Source organism: Janthinobacterium sp. GW822-FHT07A03, assembly GCF_058798815.1.
Genome location: NZ_JBXAKW010000001.1, coordinates 833,137 through 848,066 on the forward strand (window position 1 = coordinate 833,137; position 14,930 = coordinate 848,066).

13 protein-coding genes are annotated in these 14,930 nt (G+C 63.5%); 7 read left to right on the top strand and 6 right to left on the bottom strand.

Features of this window, described 5'->3' with window-relative positions:
- Positions 1 to 74: 74 nt before the first annotated feature.
- Both AC1RJW_RS03875 and AC1RJW_RS03880 read left to right on the top strand, forming a co-directional pair.
- Entirely contained in the window at positions 75 to 971 is an 897-nt protein-coding gene (locus AC1RJW_RS03875) for a LysR family transcriptional regulator (protein WP_493043572.1), read from the top strand.
- Between the two features lie 145 nt (positions 972 to 1,116).
- Entirely contained in the window at positions 1,117 to 1,734 is a 618-nt protein-coding gene (locus tag AC1RJW_RS03880; protein ID WP_493043575.1) for an OmpW/AlkL family protein, read from the top strand.
- A 76-nt stretch (positions 1,735 to 1,810) separates the two neighbouring features.
- Here AC1RJW_RS03880 and AC1RJW_RS03885 read toward each other — a convergent pair whose 3' ends face one another.
- From AC1RJW_RS03885 to AC1RJW_RS03900, 4 genes are all read right to left on the bottom strand, one after another.
- A complete protein-coding gene (locus AC1RJW_RS03885) occupies positions 1,811 to 2,638 on the bottom strand; it encodes a MetQ/NlpA family ABC transporter substrate-binding protein (protein ID WP_219888994.1) in 828 nt (275 codons plus the stop codon).
- Between the two features lie 25 nt (positions 2,639 to 2,663).
- The gene (locus AC1RJW_RS03890; RefSeq protein ID WP_493043577.1) at positions 2,664 to 3,338 is read right to left on the bottom strand and encodes a methionine ABC transporter permease; all 675 of its coding nucleotides are present in this window, start codon (positions 3,336 to 3,338) and stop codon (positions 2,664 to 2,666) included.
- Complete coding sequence (locus AC1RJW_RS03895; RefSeq protein ID WP_219134546.1) at positions 3,331 to 4,140, bottom strand: methionine ABC transporter ATP-binding protein; 810 nt, start codon at positions 4,138 to 4,140, stop codon at positions 3,331 to 3,333. The genes AC1RJW_RS03890 and AC1RJW_RS03895 overlap by 8 nt, the downstream gene beginning before the upstream one ends.
- 324 nt (positions 4,141 to 4,464) lie before the next feature.
- Positions 4,465 to 4,923 carry a YbaN family protein gene (locus tag AC1RJW_RS03900; RefSeq protein WP_493043580.1) on the bottom strand — a complete coding sequence of 153 codons (459 nt, stop codon included), beginning with the start codon at positions 4,921 to 4,923 and terminating at the stop codon, positions 4,465 to 4,467.
- Positions 4,924 to 5,395: 472 nt separating this feature from the next.
- Here AC1RJW_RS03900 and AC1RJW_RS03905 point away from each other — a divergent pair, with 472 nt between their 5' ends.
- Positions 5,396 to 5,962 (top strand): YceI family protein, encoded by a 567-nt coding sequence (locus AC1RJW_RS03905; protein WP_493043582.1) that lies wholly within the window; start codon positions 5,396 to 5,398, stop codon positions 5,960 to 5,962.
- A 176-nt stretch (positions 5,963 to 6,138) separates the two neighbouring features.
- Here the strand turns inward: AC1RJW_RS03905 and AC1RJW_RS03910 are convergent, their stop codons facing one another.
- Both AC1RJW_RS03910 and AC1RJW_RS03915 read right to left on the bottom strand, forming a co-directional pair.
- Positions 6,139 to 7,947: an NAD(P)-binding domain-containing protein gene (locus tag AC1RJW_RS03910; protein ID WP_493043584.1), complete on the bottom strand. Its 1,809-nt coding sequence runs from the start codon at positions 7,945 to 7,947 to the stop codon at positions 6,139 to 6,141.
- A 143-nt stretch (positions 7,948 to 8,090) separates the two neighbouring features.
- A complete protein-coding gene (locus AC1RJW_RS03915) occupies positions 8,091 to 9,233 on the bottom strand; it encodes a sigma-54-dependent Fis family transcriptional regulator (protein WP_493043586.1) in 1,143 nt (380 codons plus the stop codon).
- A gap of 225 nt (positions 9,234 to 9,458) precedes the next feature.
- Between AC1RJW_RS03915 and AC1RJW_RS03920 the strand changes: the two genes are divergently transcribed.
- The 4 genes from AC1RJW_RS03920 (at position 9,459) to AC1RJW_RS03935 (ending at position 14,929) form a co-directional block, all read left to right on the top strand.
- Entirely contained in the window at positions 9,459 to 10,931 is a 1,473-nt protein-coding gene (locus tag AC1RJW_RS03920; RefSeq protein WP_493043588.1) for an alginate export family protein, read from the top strand.
- Between the two features lie 28 nt (positions 10,932 to 10,959).
- Positions 10,960 to 12,288 (top strand): serine hydrolase domain-containing protein, encoded by a 1,329-nt coding sequence (locus AC1RJW_RS03925; RefSeq protein ID WP_493043590.1) that lies wholly within the window; start codon positions 10,960 to 10,962, stop codon positions 12,286 to 12,288.
- A 120-nt stretch (positions 12,289 to 12,408) separates the two neighbouring features.
- Positions 12,409 to 13,950, top strand: a complete 1,542-nt coding sequence (locus AC1RJW_RS03930) for a CHASE2 domain-containing protein (protein ID WP_493043592.1) — start codon at positions 12,409 to 12,411, stop codon at positions 13,948 to 13,950.
- Positions 13,951 to 14,245: 295 nt separating this feature from the next.
- Positions 14,246 to 14,929, top strand: coding sequence for a PEP-CTERM sorting domain-containing protein (locus tag AC1RJW_RS03935; protein ID WP_493043594.1), 684 nt, complete (start codon positions 14,246 to 14,248; stop codon positions 14,927 to 14,929).
- Position 14,930 lies beyond the last annotated feature (1 nt).

The window sequence follows — 14,930 nt, forward strand, 5'->3', positions numbered from 1 at the left end:
CAGTCATGGTCAAGAATGGAAAAGTGGCGCACAAATCGCTACACTGTCCAGCAGACAATAACAATGGAGGGGCCATGGACCGATTCGATGCGATGCGCATCTTCACGCGCATCGTCGAGCTGCGCAGTTTCACGCAGGCGGCGCATGACCTCGGCTATCCGAAGGCGACCGTCACGCATGCGATCAAGCAGCTCGAAGCGCGGCTGCGCGTGCGCCTGCTGCAGCGGACCACGCGGCAAGTGACGCCCACGCCCGATGGCGAGGCGTATTACCAGCGCTGCGCGCGCCTGCTGGCGGACCTGGAAGAAACGGAAGCCGTGTTTTCCTCGGCGGCGCAGCAGCCGGCCGGCAAGCTGCGCATCGACTTGCACGCGACCCTGGCCATGCATTTCGTCATGCCCGTGCTGGACCAGTTCTGCGCCCGCTATCCCTTGATCGAACTGGAAATCGGCATGGGCGACCGCCTCGTCGACCTGGTGCGCGAAGGCGTCGATTGCGTGCTGCGCGTGGGCGAACTGAGCGACTCGTCGATGGTGGCGCGCAGGGTGGCGCTGCTGGAGCAGGTGACCTGCGCCAGCCCGGCCTACCTGGCCGCGCACGGCACGCCGGAAAACCTGGCGCAGCTGGCGGGCCACCGCGCCGTCAATTTCTTTTCCGCCCAGACAGGCAAGGTCTGGCCCTTCGATTTCAAGGCGGATGGGCAGCGGCACAGCGTGGCCTTGCCGGGCAGCGTGTCCGTCAACAACGCGGACGCGTATCACGCCTGCTGCCGCGCGGGCATGGGCTTGATCCAGGCGCCCCGCTATCACCTGGAGCGGGCGCTGTCCGCCGGCGAACTGGTGGAAGTGCTGCGGGATTCGCGTCCCGACCCGCTGCCCGTGTCCGTGCTGTATCCCCACCACCGGCAATTGTCGCCGCGCGTGCGCGTGTTCACGGAATGGGTCGCCGGCCTGTTCGCCGAGGCGGCTTGATTTTGCAATGCCGCATTTTCTTGACCTGGGCAAAGGAAAAAATCCCTCTGGTGATGCCATCTAGCACTATTTGATGTGGATCAAAGTTTTTGTTGCACTGCACTCTTAGACTTCGCAGCGTTACTTAACGACAGAGGAAAATAAAATGAAAAAGTCCGCAACTGCAGCAGCAATCGTTTTGGCCGCCATCGGCGCATTCGCCGGCAACGCAATGGCACAGGAAGGCCCATGGCTGGTCCGTGCGCGCGCCGTGCACATCGATCCGGCCGATAAATCTGCTCCTGTTGGTGGCGTCGGCGCATCCGACCGTTTGACGGTCAGCAGCAAGACGATTCCTGAAATCGATATTTCGTACTTCTTTACCCCGAATATCGCTGCCGAGCTGATCCTGACTTACCCGCAAAAGCATGACGTCAAGCTCGACGGCAACAATATCGGTACCTTCAAGCACCTGCCGCCCACCCTGTCGCTGCAATACCACTTCATGCCGGAAAAACAGTTCAGCCCTTACGTGGGTGCCGGCATCAACTACACGAATATCTCGGACGTGAAATTGCTGAACGGCGCCGGCCGCCTCGAGCATGACAGCTGGGGCTACTCGCTGCAAGCCGGTGTCGACTACAAGCTGGACAAAAACTGGTCCCTGAACTTCGACATCAAGAAAGTGCAGATCCGCAGCGATGTGTTCATCGGTGGCGCCAAGGCCAGCGAAGTCAAGGTCGATCCTATCCTGATCGGTGTCGGCGTCGGCTACCGCTTCTAAGTCGCAATAGCGCCCGCAAGGCGCGGACAATAAAAAAGGACGGCCTTGGCCGTCCTTTTTGCATTGCATGCGCCGTTTATTTTTTCAGCGTCTTTTCCAGCGCCAGCTGGTAGTCCGTCTTTTCGTAGCCAGCCAAATACTTGTTCGTCGCGTCGAGGAAGGCGCGCGAGCGGTAGGCCGCTTCCAGGTCCTTGACCCATGGCTTGGCCTTGTCGGCCGTGCGGATGGCGACCAGGTTGATGTAGCTGTCCGAGATCTTTTCCACGCTAAGGGCCGAGGTCAGCTTCATGCCGGCGGCCAGGGCGAAGTTGCCGTTGACGAAAGCGTAGTCGGCATCGGCCAGCGAACGTGGCAGCTGCGCCGCTTCCAGCGGCACCAGTTTCAGCTTCTTCGGGTTGTCCAGCACGTCGCGCTCGGACGCGCGCAGCGGGTCGACGTTCGGTTTGAGCTTGATCCAGCCCATCTTGGCCAGCATGACCAGCGCGCGCGCCTGGTTGGTCGGGTCGTTCGGCATGGTGATGGTGGCGCCGTTCTTCACTTCGGCCAGGGTTTTCTGCTTGCCGCCGTACAGGCCGATCGGCATGGTCGGCACGGTGATCAGGGAGCTCAATGGCAGCTTGTTATCGGTGGCAAATTTGGTCAGGTAGACGATGTGCTGGAACACGTTGGCGTCCAGCGAGCCTTCGGCCAGCGCGTAGTTCGGCTGCACGTAGTCGTTGAATTCGACGATCCTGACCTTGTAGCCCTGTTTTTCCAGGATAGGCTTGATGCCCAGCTTCAGCTGGTCGGAGTAGGGGCCGGAGCTGGTGCCGATGACGAGTTCTTTCGGGTCCTTGGCGTGGGCGGCGGTGGCGAAGGCCAGGCTGGCGGCGGCCAGGAGTAAATTACGGCGAAGGTGGTTCATGCAGGTCCTTGTTTCTGAATATGAATTAACGTTTGTCGAGGCGCTTGGCGATGCGCGTGCCGGCGAACTGGATGGTTTGCACCAGCACGATCAGGATGGCGACTGTAGCGACCATGATGTCCGTCTCGAAGCGGTAATAGCCGTAGCGGATGGCCAGGTCGCCGATGCCGCCGCCGCCCACCACGCCGGCCACGGCCGAATACGACAGGAAGCTGATCGACAGCACGGTCAGCGCCAGTACCAGGCCGGAGCGCGCTTCCACCAGCAGCACGCGGAAGATGATCTGCATTTCCGACGCGCCCATGGCGTGCGCCGCCTCGATCACGCCGCGCGGCACTTCGCGCAGATTCTGTTCCACCAGGCGCGCCAGGTAGGGAATGGCGGCGAACGACAGCGGCACGCTGGCCGCCAGCGGGCCGATCGAGGTGCCCGCGATGATGCGCGTAAACGGCGTCAGGGCGACCAGCAGGATGATGAAGGGGAAGCTGCGCACGGTATTCACCAGCCAGCCGAGGATCGTCGACAGGGGACGGTTTTCCAGCGACTGGCCTTCCGAGACGAGGAACAGCAAAATGCCCAGCGGGCCGCCGATCAGGATGGCGGCCGTGAGGCCGATGCCCAGCATGGTCATGGTCTGGCCCAGCGCTACCCAGATTTCCGGCAGCAGGTTGACGACGTTATTGATCGATTCTTCAAACATGTGTTGCATCCTTCCATGCGGTGGCTTCAAACGCCTCGGTGCCGTAATACGCCAGCTCGCGTCCCAGCGCCGTCTTGCGCGGGGTGGCCGTGTCGCTCAGATCGAATTGTTCGGCGATGGCGCCGTTTTCCACGACGGCGACGCGGTTGCAGATGGCGCCCAGTACCGACAACTCATGGCTGACGATGACGATGGTCACGCCCAGGCGCGCATTGATGTCGCGCAAAGTGTCGAGCAGGGCGCGCGTCGTTTCCGCATCCAGCGCGGATGTCGGCTCGTCGCACAGCAGCACGTCGGGGTGGCTGGCCAGGGCGCGGGCGATTGCCACGCGCTGCTTCTGTCCGCCGGACAATTGCGCCGGATAGCTGTGCAGCTTGTCGGACAGGCCCACCAGCGCCAGGCATTCCTCGACCCTGGCGGCGATCTGCTCGCCCTTGGTCGTGCCATGGATTTTCAGGGGGAAGGCGACGTTGTCGAAGACGCTGGCGTTTTGCAGCAGGTTGAATTGCTGGAAAATCATGCCGATGTTCTGGCGCGCGTCGCGCAATGCGCTCTTGCCCAGGCGCGTCAGTTCGCGCCCGGCCACGGTAATGGTGCCGCTGTCGGGACGTTCGAGCAGGTTAATCAGGCGCAGCAGGGTCGATTTGCCGGCGCCGCTCTTGCCGATCAGGCCGAAAATATCACCGGGATAGACTTCCAGCGTGACCGATTTGACCGCGTGGAATTGTTCGCCTTTGGGCAGCGCGAAGGTCTTGTTTGCGCCATCGATGCGAATCACCGGCGTACGGTGTGGTGTGGTCATGCAGTGTTTCCTTTTTTATTGGACCGTGACAGGCGTGCTTGCAGGGGCCAAATCGCCCAGCCTGTTACGTCGGTTGCGTAGTATACCTCCGATCGTGTTATTACTCCTACGACAGAATCTTGCTTTGAATATGCAAATAATGTCTATGAGACTGTTTTCAAGTTGAAAAAGCGGGAAAGCAGCGTTCTTGCCGAATTTAATCGCGCCGATGGGCGTGGCGGCGCCGCATCTTGGTGAAAAGTTCGACGCGCGCTGCGGACGCCTCATGGTGCTTTTATGTGCGGTTCGGCGTAGTTGCTGTTTTTTTGATGCGGGCAGGGCCGTTTACTGCCTGCGATTGCCCTCTTCAGGGGCAGATTCTGCTCCGCTGGCCGCAGGGCCTTCGGGGCGGCGCAACAGGTAGATGAGGACGGCGATTTCCATGGCGCCCACCATGGCGATGACCCACCACGGCGGATGGCCCAGGCACATGGCGATGAAGCCGATGGCCATGCCCAGGCAGGCCATGGCCTTGCCGCGCCGCGACACGGCACGGTGTTCGCGCCACTTGCGCAGCGAGGGGCCGAAGCGGGGATGCTGCAGCAGCCAAAGCTCGAGGCGCGGCGAGGCGCGGCTGAAGCAGGCCAGGGCGAGGATCAGGAAGATGGTCGTCGGCATGACGGGCAGCATGGCGCCGATGATTCCCAGCAACACCATCAGTGCGCCGGCGGCCGTCCAGGCCCAGCGGCGCAGGCGCACGCCGTGCGCTTCGCGCAGGGGAGCGTGGACGCGCGGCTCCCGCATCAGGCGAAGGCGCCGGCTATCAGGCCCTGGCTGCGGAGCGGCGGGGCGGCAGGATGGGCGTTCAAGGTGCGCATATCGAGGCGGGTGTGGCGGGTGGCCGTCATGGTTTTCTGCTCTGTTTTTTCTCTATTATGGATGAATCAGGGCGGCACCGCCTGCCCCGGCCGCGATGATAGCAACCCCAAGGAATAATAACAAGAATCATTCTCATTTGATGCCATGTCTGCGGTGCTGGATAACGCTGGATATTTTTTGTAATGCAGACAATAATCGGCAGCAGAAGGCGTTGTGACGGACCTAAGCTGTCCTATTATCGATTTTATCGATGCTAACTAGGTATATTTTCCGTTTTACATCGATCTTCATGCCATGCATAATTCATTACAACTGAAGCCAGACAATCAGCTGCAGGCGCCGTTCGCCTGCAGTTGCTTGCGGTTTTGACATCCACCACTCCTGTCAGGAATCCATCATGAAAAAACTGCTCGCTTTTATCGCCGCCGCCGGTTTCTCGCTGTCCGCCTTTGCCGCTCCTGAAGTCTATGTCATCGATGGCAGCCACACTTTCCCCCGTTTCGAGTACACCCATATGGGCTTCTCGACGCAGCAAAGCCGTTTCAATAACACCACCGGCAAGGTCACGCTGGACCGCGCCGCCAAGACGGGCGCCGTCGAGGTGCTGATCGACACCAAATCCGTCGACACGGGTTCGACCCTGTTCAACACGCACATCCAGGGCGAAGACTTCCTCGACACGGCCAAATACCCGGTCGCCACCTACAAGTCGACCAAGTTCAATTTCGACGGCGACAAGCTGGCATCGGTCGACGGCAACCTGACCCTGAAAGGCGTGACCAAGCCAGTCACCCTGACCGTCACCTCGTTTACCTGCGCCCCGCACCCGATGCTGAAGAAAGACGCCTGCGGCGCCAACGCCACGGCCAAGATCAAGCGCTCGGAATTCAACGCCGGCAAATATGCGCCAGCCGTCAGCGATGACGTGACCCTGACGTTTGCGATCGAAGCCATCAAGCAGTAATCGTTGGCTGCATGACGTAAAAATGGCGGCGGACTTCGGTCCGCCGCCATTTTTTTTGAGTGGCGGTAGGTCGGATTAGCGCGGCAAGGCCGCGCGTAATCCGACATGAGCCGCCAACAAGGTGTCGGATAACGCGGCGTGCCGCTAATCCGACCTACACGGGTTGCTGGCTACGATCACGCCAGGTGATGCACCTCCTGCTGCCCATACACGGGCGTGTTCAACCCCTCCATGCGCGCCTTCAGCTGCAGCGACAGGTATTGCGAATAATGGCGCGACTGGTGCAGGTTACCGCCGTGGAACCACAGCGCTTGCTGCTGCGTGGGTTTCCACATATTGCGCTGCTCGCCCTCCCACGGACCCGGGTCCTTCGTCGTGGCGGAACCGAGGCCCCACACCTTGCCCACTTTATTCGCTACCTCGGGCGAGATCAGGTCTGCCGCCCAGCCATTCATGGAGCCGTAGCCGGTGGCGTACACCACCAGGTCGGCCGGCAGTTCCGTGCCGTCGGACAGCACGATGGAATGGGCCTTCAGTTCCTGCACGCCGACCCCGCTTTTCAGCTTGATCTTGCCCTCGGCGACCAGCTCCGAGGCGCCCACGTCGATGTAGTAGCCGGAGCCGCGGCGCAGGTATTTCATGAACAGGCCGGAATCGTCGTCGCCGAAATCGAGCATGAAGCCCCGTTCTTCCAGACGCGCATAAAAATCCGCGTCGCGTTCGCGGATGGCCTGGAAGACGGGTTTCTGGAAGTCGGCGAGGATCTTGTACGGGATCGAGGCGAACGTGAGGTCGGCCTTGTTTGTGGTCATGCCGGCCGCCAGCGCCCGTTCCGAATACAGGTCGCCCAAGGCCAGGTCCATCAAGGAATCGGACTTGACGATGTGCGTCGACGAGCGCTGCACCATGGTCACGTCCACGCCCGCTTCCCACAGGGCGGCGCAGATATCGTGCGCGGAATTGTTCGCGCCGATGACCACCACCTTCTTGCCCGCATACGCGTCCGGCCCCGGATGCTGCGACGAGTGCTGCTGCTCGCCCTGGAACACGTCCATGCCCTTGAACTTCGGCATGTTCGCCTTGCCCGACATGCCCGTGGCCAGCACCAGCTGCTGCGGCTTCAGGGTGACGGGCTGGCCGTCGCGCAGCACCTGCACCGTCCACTCGCCCGTGGCTTCGTCGAAGCTGGCCGATTCGCATGACGTCGAACCCCAGTAATTGAGCTCCATCACCTTGGTGTACATCTCCAGCCAGTCGCCGACCTTGTCCTTGGGCGTGAAGACGGGCCAGTTATCCGGGAAAGGGATGTACGGCATGTGGTCGTACCAGACGGGGTCGTGCAGGCACAAGGACTTGTAGCGCTTGCGCCAGCTGTCGCCGGGACGGGCGTTTTTCTCGATGATGATGGTGGGCACATTGAGCTGGCGCAGCCGCGCCCCCAGCGCGATGCCGCCCTGGCCGCCGCCGATGATGACGCAATAGGGCTGGCGCGCGTAACCGAGTTCTTTGGCTTCCTGTTCGCGGTTTTCCAGCCAGCTGCTGCGGTCCGTGCGCGCGCCGTGTTCGGCGCCCATGGGCCGCCGGCCGCCCTTGGCTTCCTCGAAACCCTTCAATTCGCTCATGGTGGTGAGCAGGGTCCAGATCTTGCCGTCGCGGATGCGGATGAAGCCCACGCCGCGGGCCGCGTTTGTTTCCACCGTGATCCAGCTTTGCAGCACGCCGCCCGCTTCCACCGCATGCTCGCCGTCGGCGATGCGGATGGCAACCGGCTGCACGGCGCCCAGCTGGGCGGCCAGCATGGCGGCGATCTGCCCGCGGCCTTCCAGGGTTTTCAGGTTCCAGGTAAACAGCACCAGGTCGCGCCAGTAGCCATCCTGTTCGAACAGTTGCGCGGCGCCCGTGCCGTCGCTGGCGCGCAGCGCGCCTTCGAGCTGCTCCAGGATGCCGGCCACGGCCAGGTCGTGCGGGTTGATTTCGGTTTGCATCGTGTCTCCTCCAAGTCTGCTGACTTTATGATGGGATGCGGCTGTGTTGCCGCTGACGATGTTGTAACACTGGCGTTCTGGCCCCGCATCCCGCAGCGCAGCATGGCGGAATGTGAGACGGAAATCTCAGCTTGCCGGAAGCCTTACTGGCGGTGCGGCGGCACGATGTGCAGCTGCTTGAGGCGCCGGTACAGGGTGGCGCGCGAGACGCCCAGCATGGCGGCCGCCTGCAGCGGGCGCCATTTGGCGGCGCTCATGGCGTTGACGATGCGCGTGCGCTCGGCCAGTTCCGGCGGCGTGCAGGCCGGCGCGTCCTGCGCCACGGGGGCCGCGTTCCTGACGCGTGCCCGCGCGCTGGCCTGGCGCAGCGGCGCCCGTACGCGGGCATGCAGCCAGGTGCTGCCGCCGGCCAGGCGCAGCGACAGCAGACTATGTCCCGCGCGCGCATCGAACAGCCGTTCGGCGCGTACTTCCAGCACCTCGGCGACGGGGCGCGGCAGGCTATCGAGCCCCCCGATGACGTCGCGCGCGCAGCGGTTGGCGGCGACGATGTCCCCATGCTCGTCGATGGCGAGCAGCATCTCGGGCTGGACTTCCACGAAATGGCGGTTGCGGTGCGCCAGCAGGATGCAGCAATGGCCGTAGGACTTGAGAAAAAAGCCGTCCTCGATCAGGGTTGCGCCTTGCCGCACCAGCTGTTTGACCAGGCGCTGGCTGTCGCGCGCGTCGGGCGAATTCAAGGCCGAGGCATCGAGCACGCCGATCAAGTCGCCGTGCGGCGAAAAGATGGGGGCGGCGCTGCACGTGAGGCCCGTGAAGGCGGCGCGGAAATGGTCGGTCTTGTGCACGGTGATCGCTTCCTGGTCGAGCAGCACGGAGGCGATGCCGCACGTGCCTTCTTCCTCTTCCGACCAGCACGAGCCCGGGTACAGGCCCGCCTTCTTGAAATCCTTGCGCTGGTGCGTGTCGGCCGCGTAGTCGATGGTCACGCCGCGCGCGTTGGCCAGGATGACGCAGTAGCCCGCTTCGCGCACCATGGCGTGCAGGCGCGGCAGGCACTGGCCCGTGGAGCGCAGAAAATTTTCCTCGGACTGCTGGATGGCGCGCAGTTCGGCGCCTGTGAGGATACGCGGCCCCGTGGTGGAGGCGGGGTCGAGCCGGTAGTCATCCAGCGAGCGCCGGTACGACGACGCCAGCCTGGCCGTATCGGCCCCCGGATTGACAATCCGGCCGGCGATCAGGTCGCGCACGCGGTCGATATGGCTGGTCTGGCGGACGTAGGGCATGGCGCTCTCCGGTGTCTCGGTATTTTTGATGGTATGCCCGTTTGTAGCATGAAGGCCGGGGCGGCGCATTCTGCGCTGCAGCATCGGCTGCCGTGAGACGTTCGTCTCAAGGTTTGGCCCCGCACAATAGGATGCTTTACAACAAGAGCATCTCTGATAACATTCGTCCAAATCGACAGTCAGCTATCGCAAGGGATACCTATGGCAACGCAAGCGATATTCCCGGTGCGCAGCTCACTCATCCTGGCCCTGCTGGGCTGGAGCGCCGCCTGCGGCGCCGCCGGCCAGCTCGATCCCGATGGCCAGAGCAGCCTGGAAAAAGAAGTGGCCCGGCGCGCCGCCGTCGAACCGGCCATGGCCGCCGGCTGGCACATGACGCGTTCCGTGGAAGCGGGCGTGCAGGTGGCCGGCGAGAGCAATCTGTTCTGGAAGCTGTCGAATACGCCGGCGCGCAGTCCCGGCTTCGATTTCAATCCCTACTGGTACGAGTTCTATGTCAAGCCGGCGCTCGGCTTCAAGCGCAATCTGGGCGACGGCAAGCAGCTGTATGCGCGCGTGTCCGCCGTCGGCTCGGGTACCTTGCGCCACGATCCGTTTGGCGCGGGCGACACGGGCCGCATCTCGATCGAGGAATTCGTCGCCGGCATCCGCATGCCACTCGGCGGCACGCGCGCCATGGTCGATGTGTCGGCCGGCGCGCAGAATTTCACGCTGGGCACCGGCATGCTGATTGCCAATGGCGGTTCGAACGGCTTTGACCGTGGCGCGCTGAAACTGGGGCCGCGCAAGGCCTTCCAGAATTCCGTGGTGGCCAAGATAAGCCAGGGCGCGTTCAGCGCCCAGGCGTTTTACCTCGACCCGAATGAAAACCCCGACAACGATAGCGGCACGCGCGTCGTCGGCGTTGACGTCAGCTACGCGCCCGCGAACGACCGCAAGGCCGGCATCGCGTATGGCAAGGTGCCCCGTTCGCATGCCGCGTATCCGCAGGCGGCGCCGGGCGGCATCGGCGCGCCGCTGGCCGTGCCTGACGGCCGCAAGGATCTGCAGTTCGTGTATGGCTACGCGCGCATCCCGGTGCTGCCCGGCGTGCTGTCGAAAGGCTGGTTCGGCATCGACGCCGCGCGCGAGTGGAATACGCGCGAGCCGATGCGGGCCTGGGGCTGGCGCACGGAAGGGGGCTTTTCGCTGCCCGGCGTGGCGTGGACGCCGAAGTTCACGCTGGGCTACCAGAGCTTTTCCGGCGACGATCCGCGCACGGCGCGCAACGAGCGCTTCGACCCGCTGTTCTTCGAAGGCACGCCGGGGGCCTGGGCGTCGGGCAGCAAGGCGACCTGGGTTTTCGTGAATGCCAACGTGAATGCGCTGCAGGCCACCATCGAGCTGCACCCGACGCCGAAGGACACCGTGACCGCCTACCTGGCCCAGGTGCGGGCCAACCAGATGGGCAGCCCGCTGCAGTTCGGTCAGGCTACGCGCCTCGACGTGCCGGGCGATGCGCCCGTGGTGATCGCCGGCGTGCTGCGCCCGATGCTGGCCAACGATGTCTTCGTCAAGTACGTGCGCGTGGTGAACCCGAATACCTACCTGACCCTGGGCTTCAGCGCCTCATTCGCGCAGTCGGGCGTGAACCAGCTGGTGAACGGGCAGGCCAGGACCTGGACGGGATGGCTGGCGAACGTGGTATGGGTTTATTAAATATTCTGTCTATCAAGGAGAGCATCGCATGAACGATTTTCCCAGCATGAAACGCCTGGCCCTGGCCGCCGCCTGCCTGGCGCTGTCCGCCGGTGCCCACGCGGCCGAGGCGACGGCGCCGCTGTCAGCCGCCGCCAGCGACCCGGCCGCATTGCAATGGATGGTGGGCGCGCCGCCGCCGGCCGACAAGATCATCCGTTTTGACGATGGCAGCTATTTCAACTTCCCGCAGCTGCGCTGGAGCGTGTCGCACTTCCGCCAGCTGATGCCGACGGTGGACGTTTCGCGCGGCTTGAAGGCGCCCGTGCCCTTGAAACGCGCGCTGCGCACGGATATCGACAGCCTGCGCTTTACCCCGCTGGGGGCGAAGGACACGATGACCTGGGAGCAGTCGCTGGGGGCCAACTACACGGACGGCATCGTGGTGCTGCACCGGGGGCGCATCGTGTATGAACGTTACCTCGGCGTGCTCAAGGAAGGCGGCCAGCACGGCGCCATGTCCGTGACGAAGTCCGTGATGGGCACCATCGGCGCGGCGCTGGTGGCCGAAGGCAAGCTCGATGCGGACAAGAAAGTGGCCGAGTACGTGCCGGAACTGGCCAAATCCGCGTTTGGCGACGCCACCGTGCGCCAGGTGCTCGACATGACCACGGGCCTGAAATTCAGCGAAGATTACGCGGACCCGAAAGCGGAAGTATGGCAGCATGCGGCGGCCGGCAGCCCGCTGCCCAAGCCGAAGGATTACACGGGGCCGCGCAGCTATTTCGAGTACCTGCAAACGGTGCGGCACGAGGGCCGGCATGGCGAAGCGTTCGGCTACCGCACGGTCAACTCCGACGTGCTGGGCTGGATCATCGCCCGTGTCACGGGGCAGAGCGTCAACGACTACCTGTCCGAGCATGTCTGGCAGAAGCTGGGCGCCGAGCAGGATGCCTATATGACGGTCGATTCGACGGGCACGCCGTTTGCCGGCGGCGGCCTGAATGCGGGCTTGCGCGACCTGGCCCGCTTCGGCGAGATGCTGCGCAACGATGGCCGCTACAACGGCCAGCAGATTCTGCCCAAGGCGGCCGTCGACGATATCCGCCGCGGCGGCGACAAGCAGCTGTTCGCCAAGGGCGGCTACGATTTGCTCAAGGGCTGGAGCTACCGCGACATGTGGTGGGTCACGCATAACGACCATGGCGCCTACATGGCGCGCGGCGTGTACGGCCAGCGCATCTATGTCGATCCGAAGGCGGAAATGGTGATCGTGCGCTTCGCCTCGACGCCGACGGCGGCCAATGCGGCCAATGACCCGACCACCACGCCGGCCTTCGAAGCGCTGGGCAAGCTGCTGCTGGCCAAGCCGAAATAAGCTGGCCGGCGGGCCCGTGCCAGCCGTGCGGCGGAACGGGCACAACTGCAATACACTATCCTTTCGTCATTATTTATTGCTTGAATGATAATTCATGCAGCGCACGCAAGGGGAATCGCCGTGGAAACCAGCCAGCCGGAACAACCGCGCCCGCCGCTCTGGCGGCGCCTGCTGTGGCCGGTCGCCCAGCTGGGCTCGGCCTTCAAGCTGACGGGCACGCATCTGCTGCACCACGTGATCGGCGCCAGCCTGATCGCCGCGCTGATGCTGGTGCTGGAAGGTTTTCACGTGCTCGAATGGCTCGATGCGGCCATGCTGCGCGCCAGCGCGGAACAGGGGCAGCTATTGAACCGGGGCAAGGACCCGGGCGCCGCCTACCGGCCCGGCATCATCGAAATCGACCAGCCCGCGTTCGAACAGGTGTTCGACGAGCGCGAACCGCTGGAACGCACGCGCCTGGAGCAAGTGATCGCCAGCGCCGCCGCGCGCGGCAGCAAGGTGCTGGCCATCGACCTGGACCTGGCGCCGGCCGTGTATGAACAGCACAAGGCGGGCGAACGGCCGCTCGACAGCCTGCTCGACCGGCTGGCCGCCGATGGCCGGCAACTGGTGCTGATCCTGCCCGAGCAGTCGGACCGCAACGCGAATCTGCCGTGGATACGCGCGCGCTGCGCGGCCGGCATCCACTTCGCCAGCCCGCGTATCCGCGAGCGCATGGGCGCCGTCACGCGCATCGAGCTGAAAAGTCCCGTGCTGGCGGCCGTGGCCTTCGAACTGGCGCATGGCGCCGACGAGCAGGAGCAGCAGCAGCCCATGCCGGCCGTCCTGTCCGAGCAAAAGGAAGGGCTGGCGCTGGCCGGCCGCGTGTGCCAGCTGGCGCGGCGCACGGGCAGCGAAAAGGAGCTGGCGCGCTGGGCGTTCGAACCTGTCATCCACGGCGACGCCAAGGATGCGGCCGAGCAGAACGCCGTCACGGCGCCGTTTCACCCGGCCGCCGTGGCGCCGGCATTCCTGAACCCCACGCGCACGCGCGTCAAACTGTTCGAGGGCCAGGCCGGCGTGGATGCCGGGGCGCTGCGCAAGCACGTCGTGTACATCGGCAGCACCTATGATGTGCGCGACCGCTATACGACGGCAGAAGGCGAGCAGGCGGGCCTGCACCTGCACGCGGCCGCCCACACCTCGCTGGGCATCGGCACGGCCGACGTGAATAAATATGCGGTGTTCGCGGCCGACATCGTCATCGGCGTGCTGCTGGGCTGCCTGTTCGGCGGCCTGTGGACCCTGTATGGCCGCGCGGAGCTTGCCATCGACAAGCGCATGGAAGACCACGATTTCAGCCGCCTGCACCGCATGGGCACCCTGGCCGAATTCTATGGCATCCGCCTGATGCTGGTGCTGGTGTGGGCTTCGCCGTTCGTCATCGGCGCGCTGGCCATCTACCTGTCGCGCGGCTTGCTCGAGCAGGGCTGGTGGGTCAATCCCGGCCCCCTGATCGCCGGCATGTTCCTGCACGCGATGTCGCTGCGCGACGAAGCCCACCACCCGCACGAGGAAGTGCCGGGCCTGTCCGTGTGGGCCCAGCTGCGCCGCACGCATCCCGGCATCGTGCTGGTGCAGGCGCCGCTGGCGGTGGTGCTGTTGGTGGTGGCGCTGCTGTAAATCCCCGGGAAATGGCGCGGGTCGGGCAGGGCCGGGCAGGAAGATGGAATTATCTTTAAGTAAATTTTAAAAACACTGTTGTTTTTATTTATTTGCTAATTTAAAATGATTTTTTGATAATTTCATGTGAGGCATCATCTGCGCCGCAGGTGCTCACTTCCTTTTCCGCGAAAGCCGACAAATGAACCTGATACGAAAACAGCTGTGTTTTTTGAGCGTGATGCTGGCCGCTGCATCGATGCACGCGGCGCACGCCCAGGCAACGATGCAACCTTTACAAACCAGCAATTTTTTGATGACGGAGTATCCTGAGTACAATGGCAATACGCAGGCACAGAAGGTGACCCTGTTGTCCGATGCCGGTGGCGTGACGAAACTGGGCATGACGAGCCTGGCCAGCAGCCTCAGCATGGATACCCAGGGAGTCAGCACGTCGAATGGCGATCTGTACACGGGCGTGTTTGATATCAGCGTGCGTAACGGGTATCGCGTGACGGGCTTTTCCTTTGCCGCCACGCTGGTAGGCGTGCTGCAGGTCGCCGAGGCGCCCCCTGGCGCCAGCATGGTTCAGCCTGGCAACGCGCGCAACAGTGGATCGATGGAAGCCAGCGCTTTGACCGGGCCGCATGGGCAGCGCATCGCGGGAGAGTCATTCCGTCAGGAAAGCCTGGACGGCACGCAGAACATATTGCTGCAAGGAGTCGGCTTGTCGTTGACGGACCCGTTCACGATGTTTATCAGCGGTATAAGCTATGTCAATGCACAGCTGGGTCAATATCACGTGAACGGCCCTGACTACAGCTTTGAAGCGAGCCTTCCTGCCTATGCGAGTTACCGCTTCGTCAATCCGACCCTGACCATTTTCACGTCGCCCGTACCGGAACCCGGCACCTACGCGATGCTGCTGGCCGGCCTGGTCCTGTGCGGCGCAGCCGGCTTGCGCCGCCGCCGTGGGGCGCGCAGCGGCGCGCCAGCCTGAT

What these genes read in the sequence shown, in the direction of transcription:
- AC1RJW_RS03875 (WP_493043572.1), top strand. Translation starts at nt 75, where the DNA reads ATGGACCGATTCGATGCGATGCGCATCTTCACGCGCATCGTCGAGCTG.
- AC1RJW_RS03880 (WP_493043575.1), top strand. Translation starts at nt 1,117, where the DNA reads ATGAAAAAGTCCGCAACTGCAGCAGCAATCGTTTTGGCCGCCATCGGC.
- AC1RJW_RS03885 (WP_219888994.1), bottom strand. Translation starts at nt 2,638, where the DNA reads ATGAACCACCTTCGCCGTAATTTACTCCTGGCCGCCGCCAGCCTGGCC.
- AC1RJW_RS03890 (WP_493043577.1), bottom strand. Translation starts at nt 3,338, where the DNA reads ATGTTTGAAGAATCGATCAATAACGTCGTCAACCTGCTGCCGGAAATC.
- AC1RJW_RS03895 (WP_219134546.1), bottom strand. Translation starts at nt 4,140, where the DNA reads ATGACCACACCACACCGTACGCCGGTGATTCGCATCGATGGCGCAAAC.
- AC1RJW_RS03900 (WP_493043580.1), bottom strand. Translation starts at nt 4,923, where the DNA reads ATGCGGGAGCCGCGCGTCCACGCTCCCCTGCGCGAAGCGCACGGCGTG.
- AC1RJW_RS03905 (WP_493043582.1), top strand. Translation starts at nt 5,396, where the DNA reads ATGAAAAAACTGCTCGCTTTTATCGCCGCCGCCGGTTTCTCGCTGTCC.
- AC1RJW_RS03910 (WP_493043584.1), bottom strand. Translation starts at nt 7,947, where the DNA reads ATGCAAACCGAAATCAACCCGCACGACCTGGCCGTGGCCGGCATCCTG.
- AC1RJW_RS03915 (WP_493043586.1), bottom strand. Translation starts at nt 9,233, where the DNA reads ATGCCCTACGTCCGCCAGACCAGCCATATCGACCGCGTGCGCGACCTG.
- AC1RJW_RS03925 (WP_493043590.1), top strand. Translation starts at nt 10,960, where the DNA reads ATGAACGATTTTCCCAGCATGAAACGCCTGGCCCTGGCCGCCGCCTGC.
- AC1RJW_RS03935 (WP_493043594.1), top strand. Translation starts at nt 14,246, where the DNA reads ATGACGGAGTATCCTGAGTACAATGGCAATACGCAGGCACAGAAGGTG.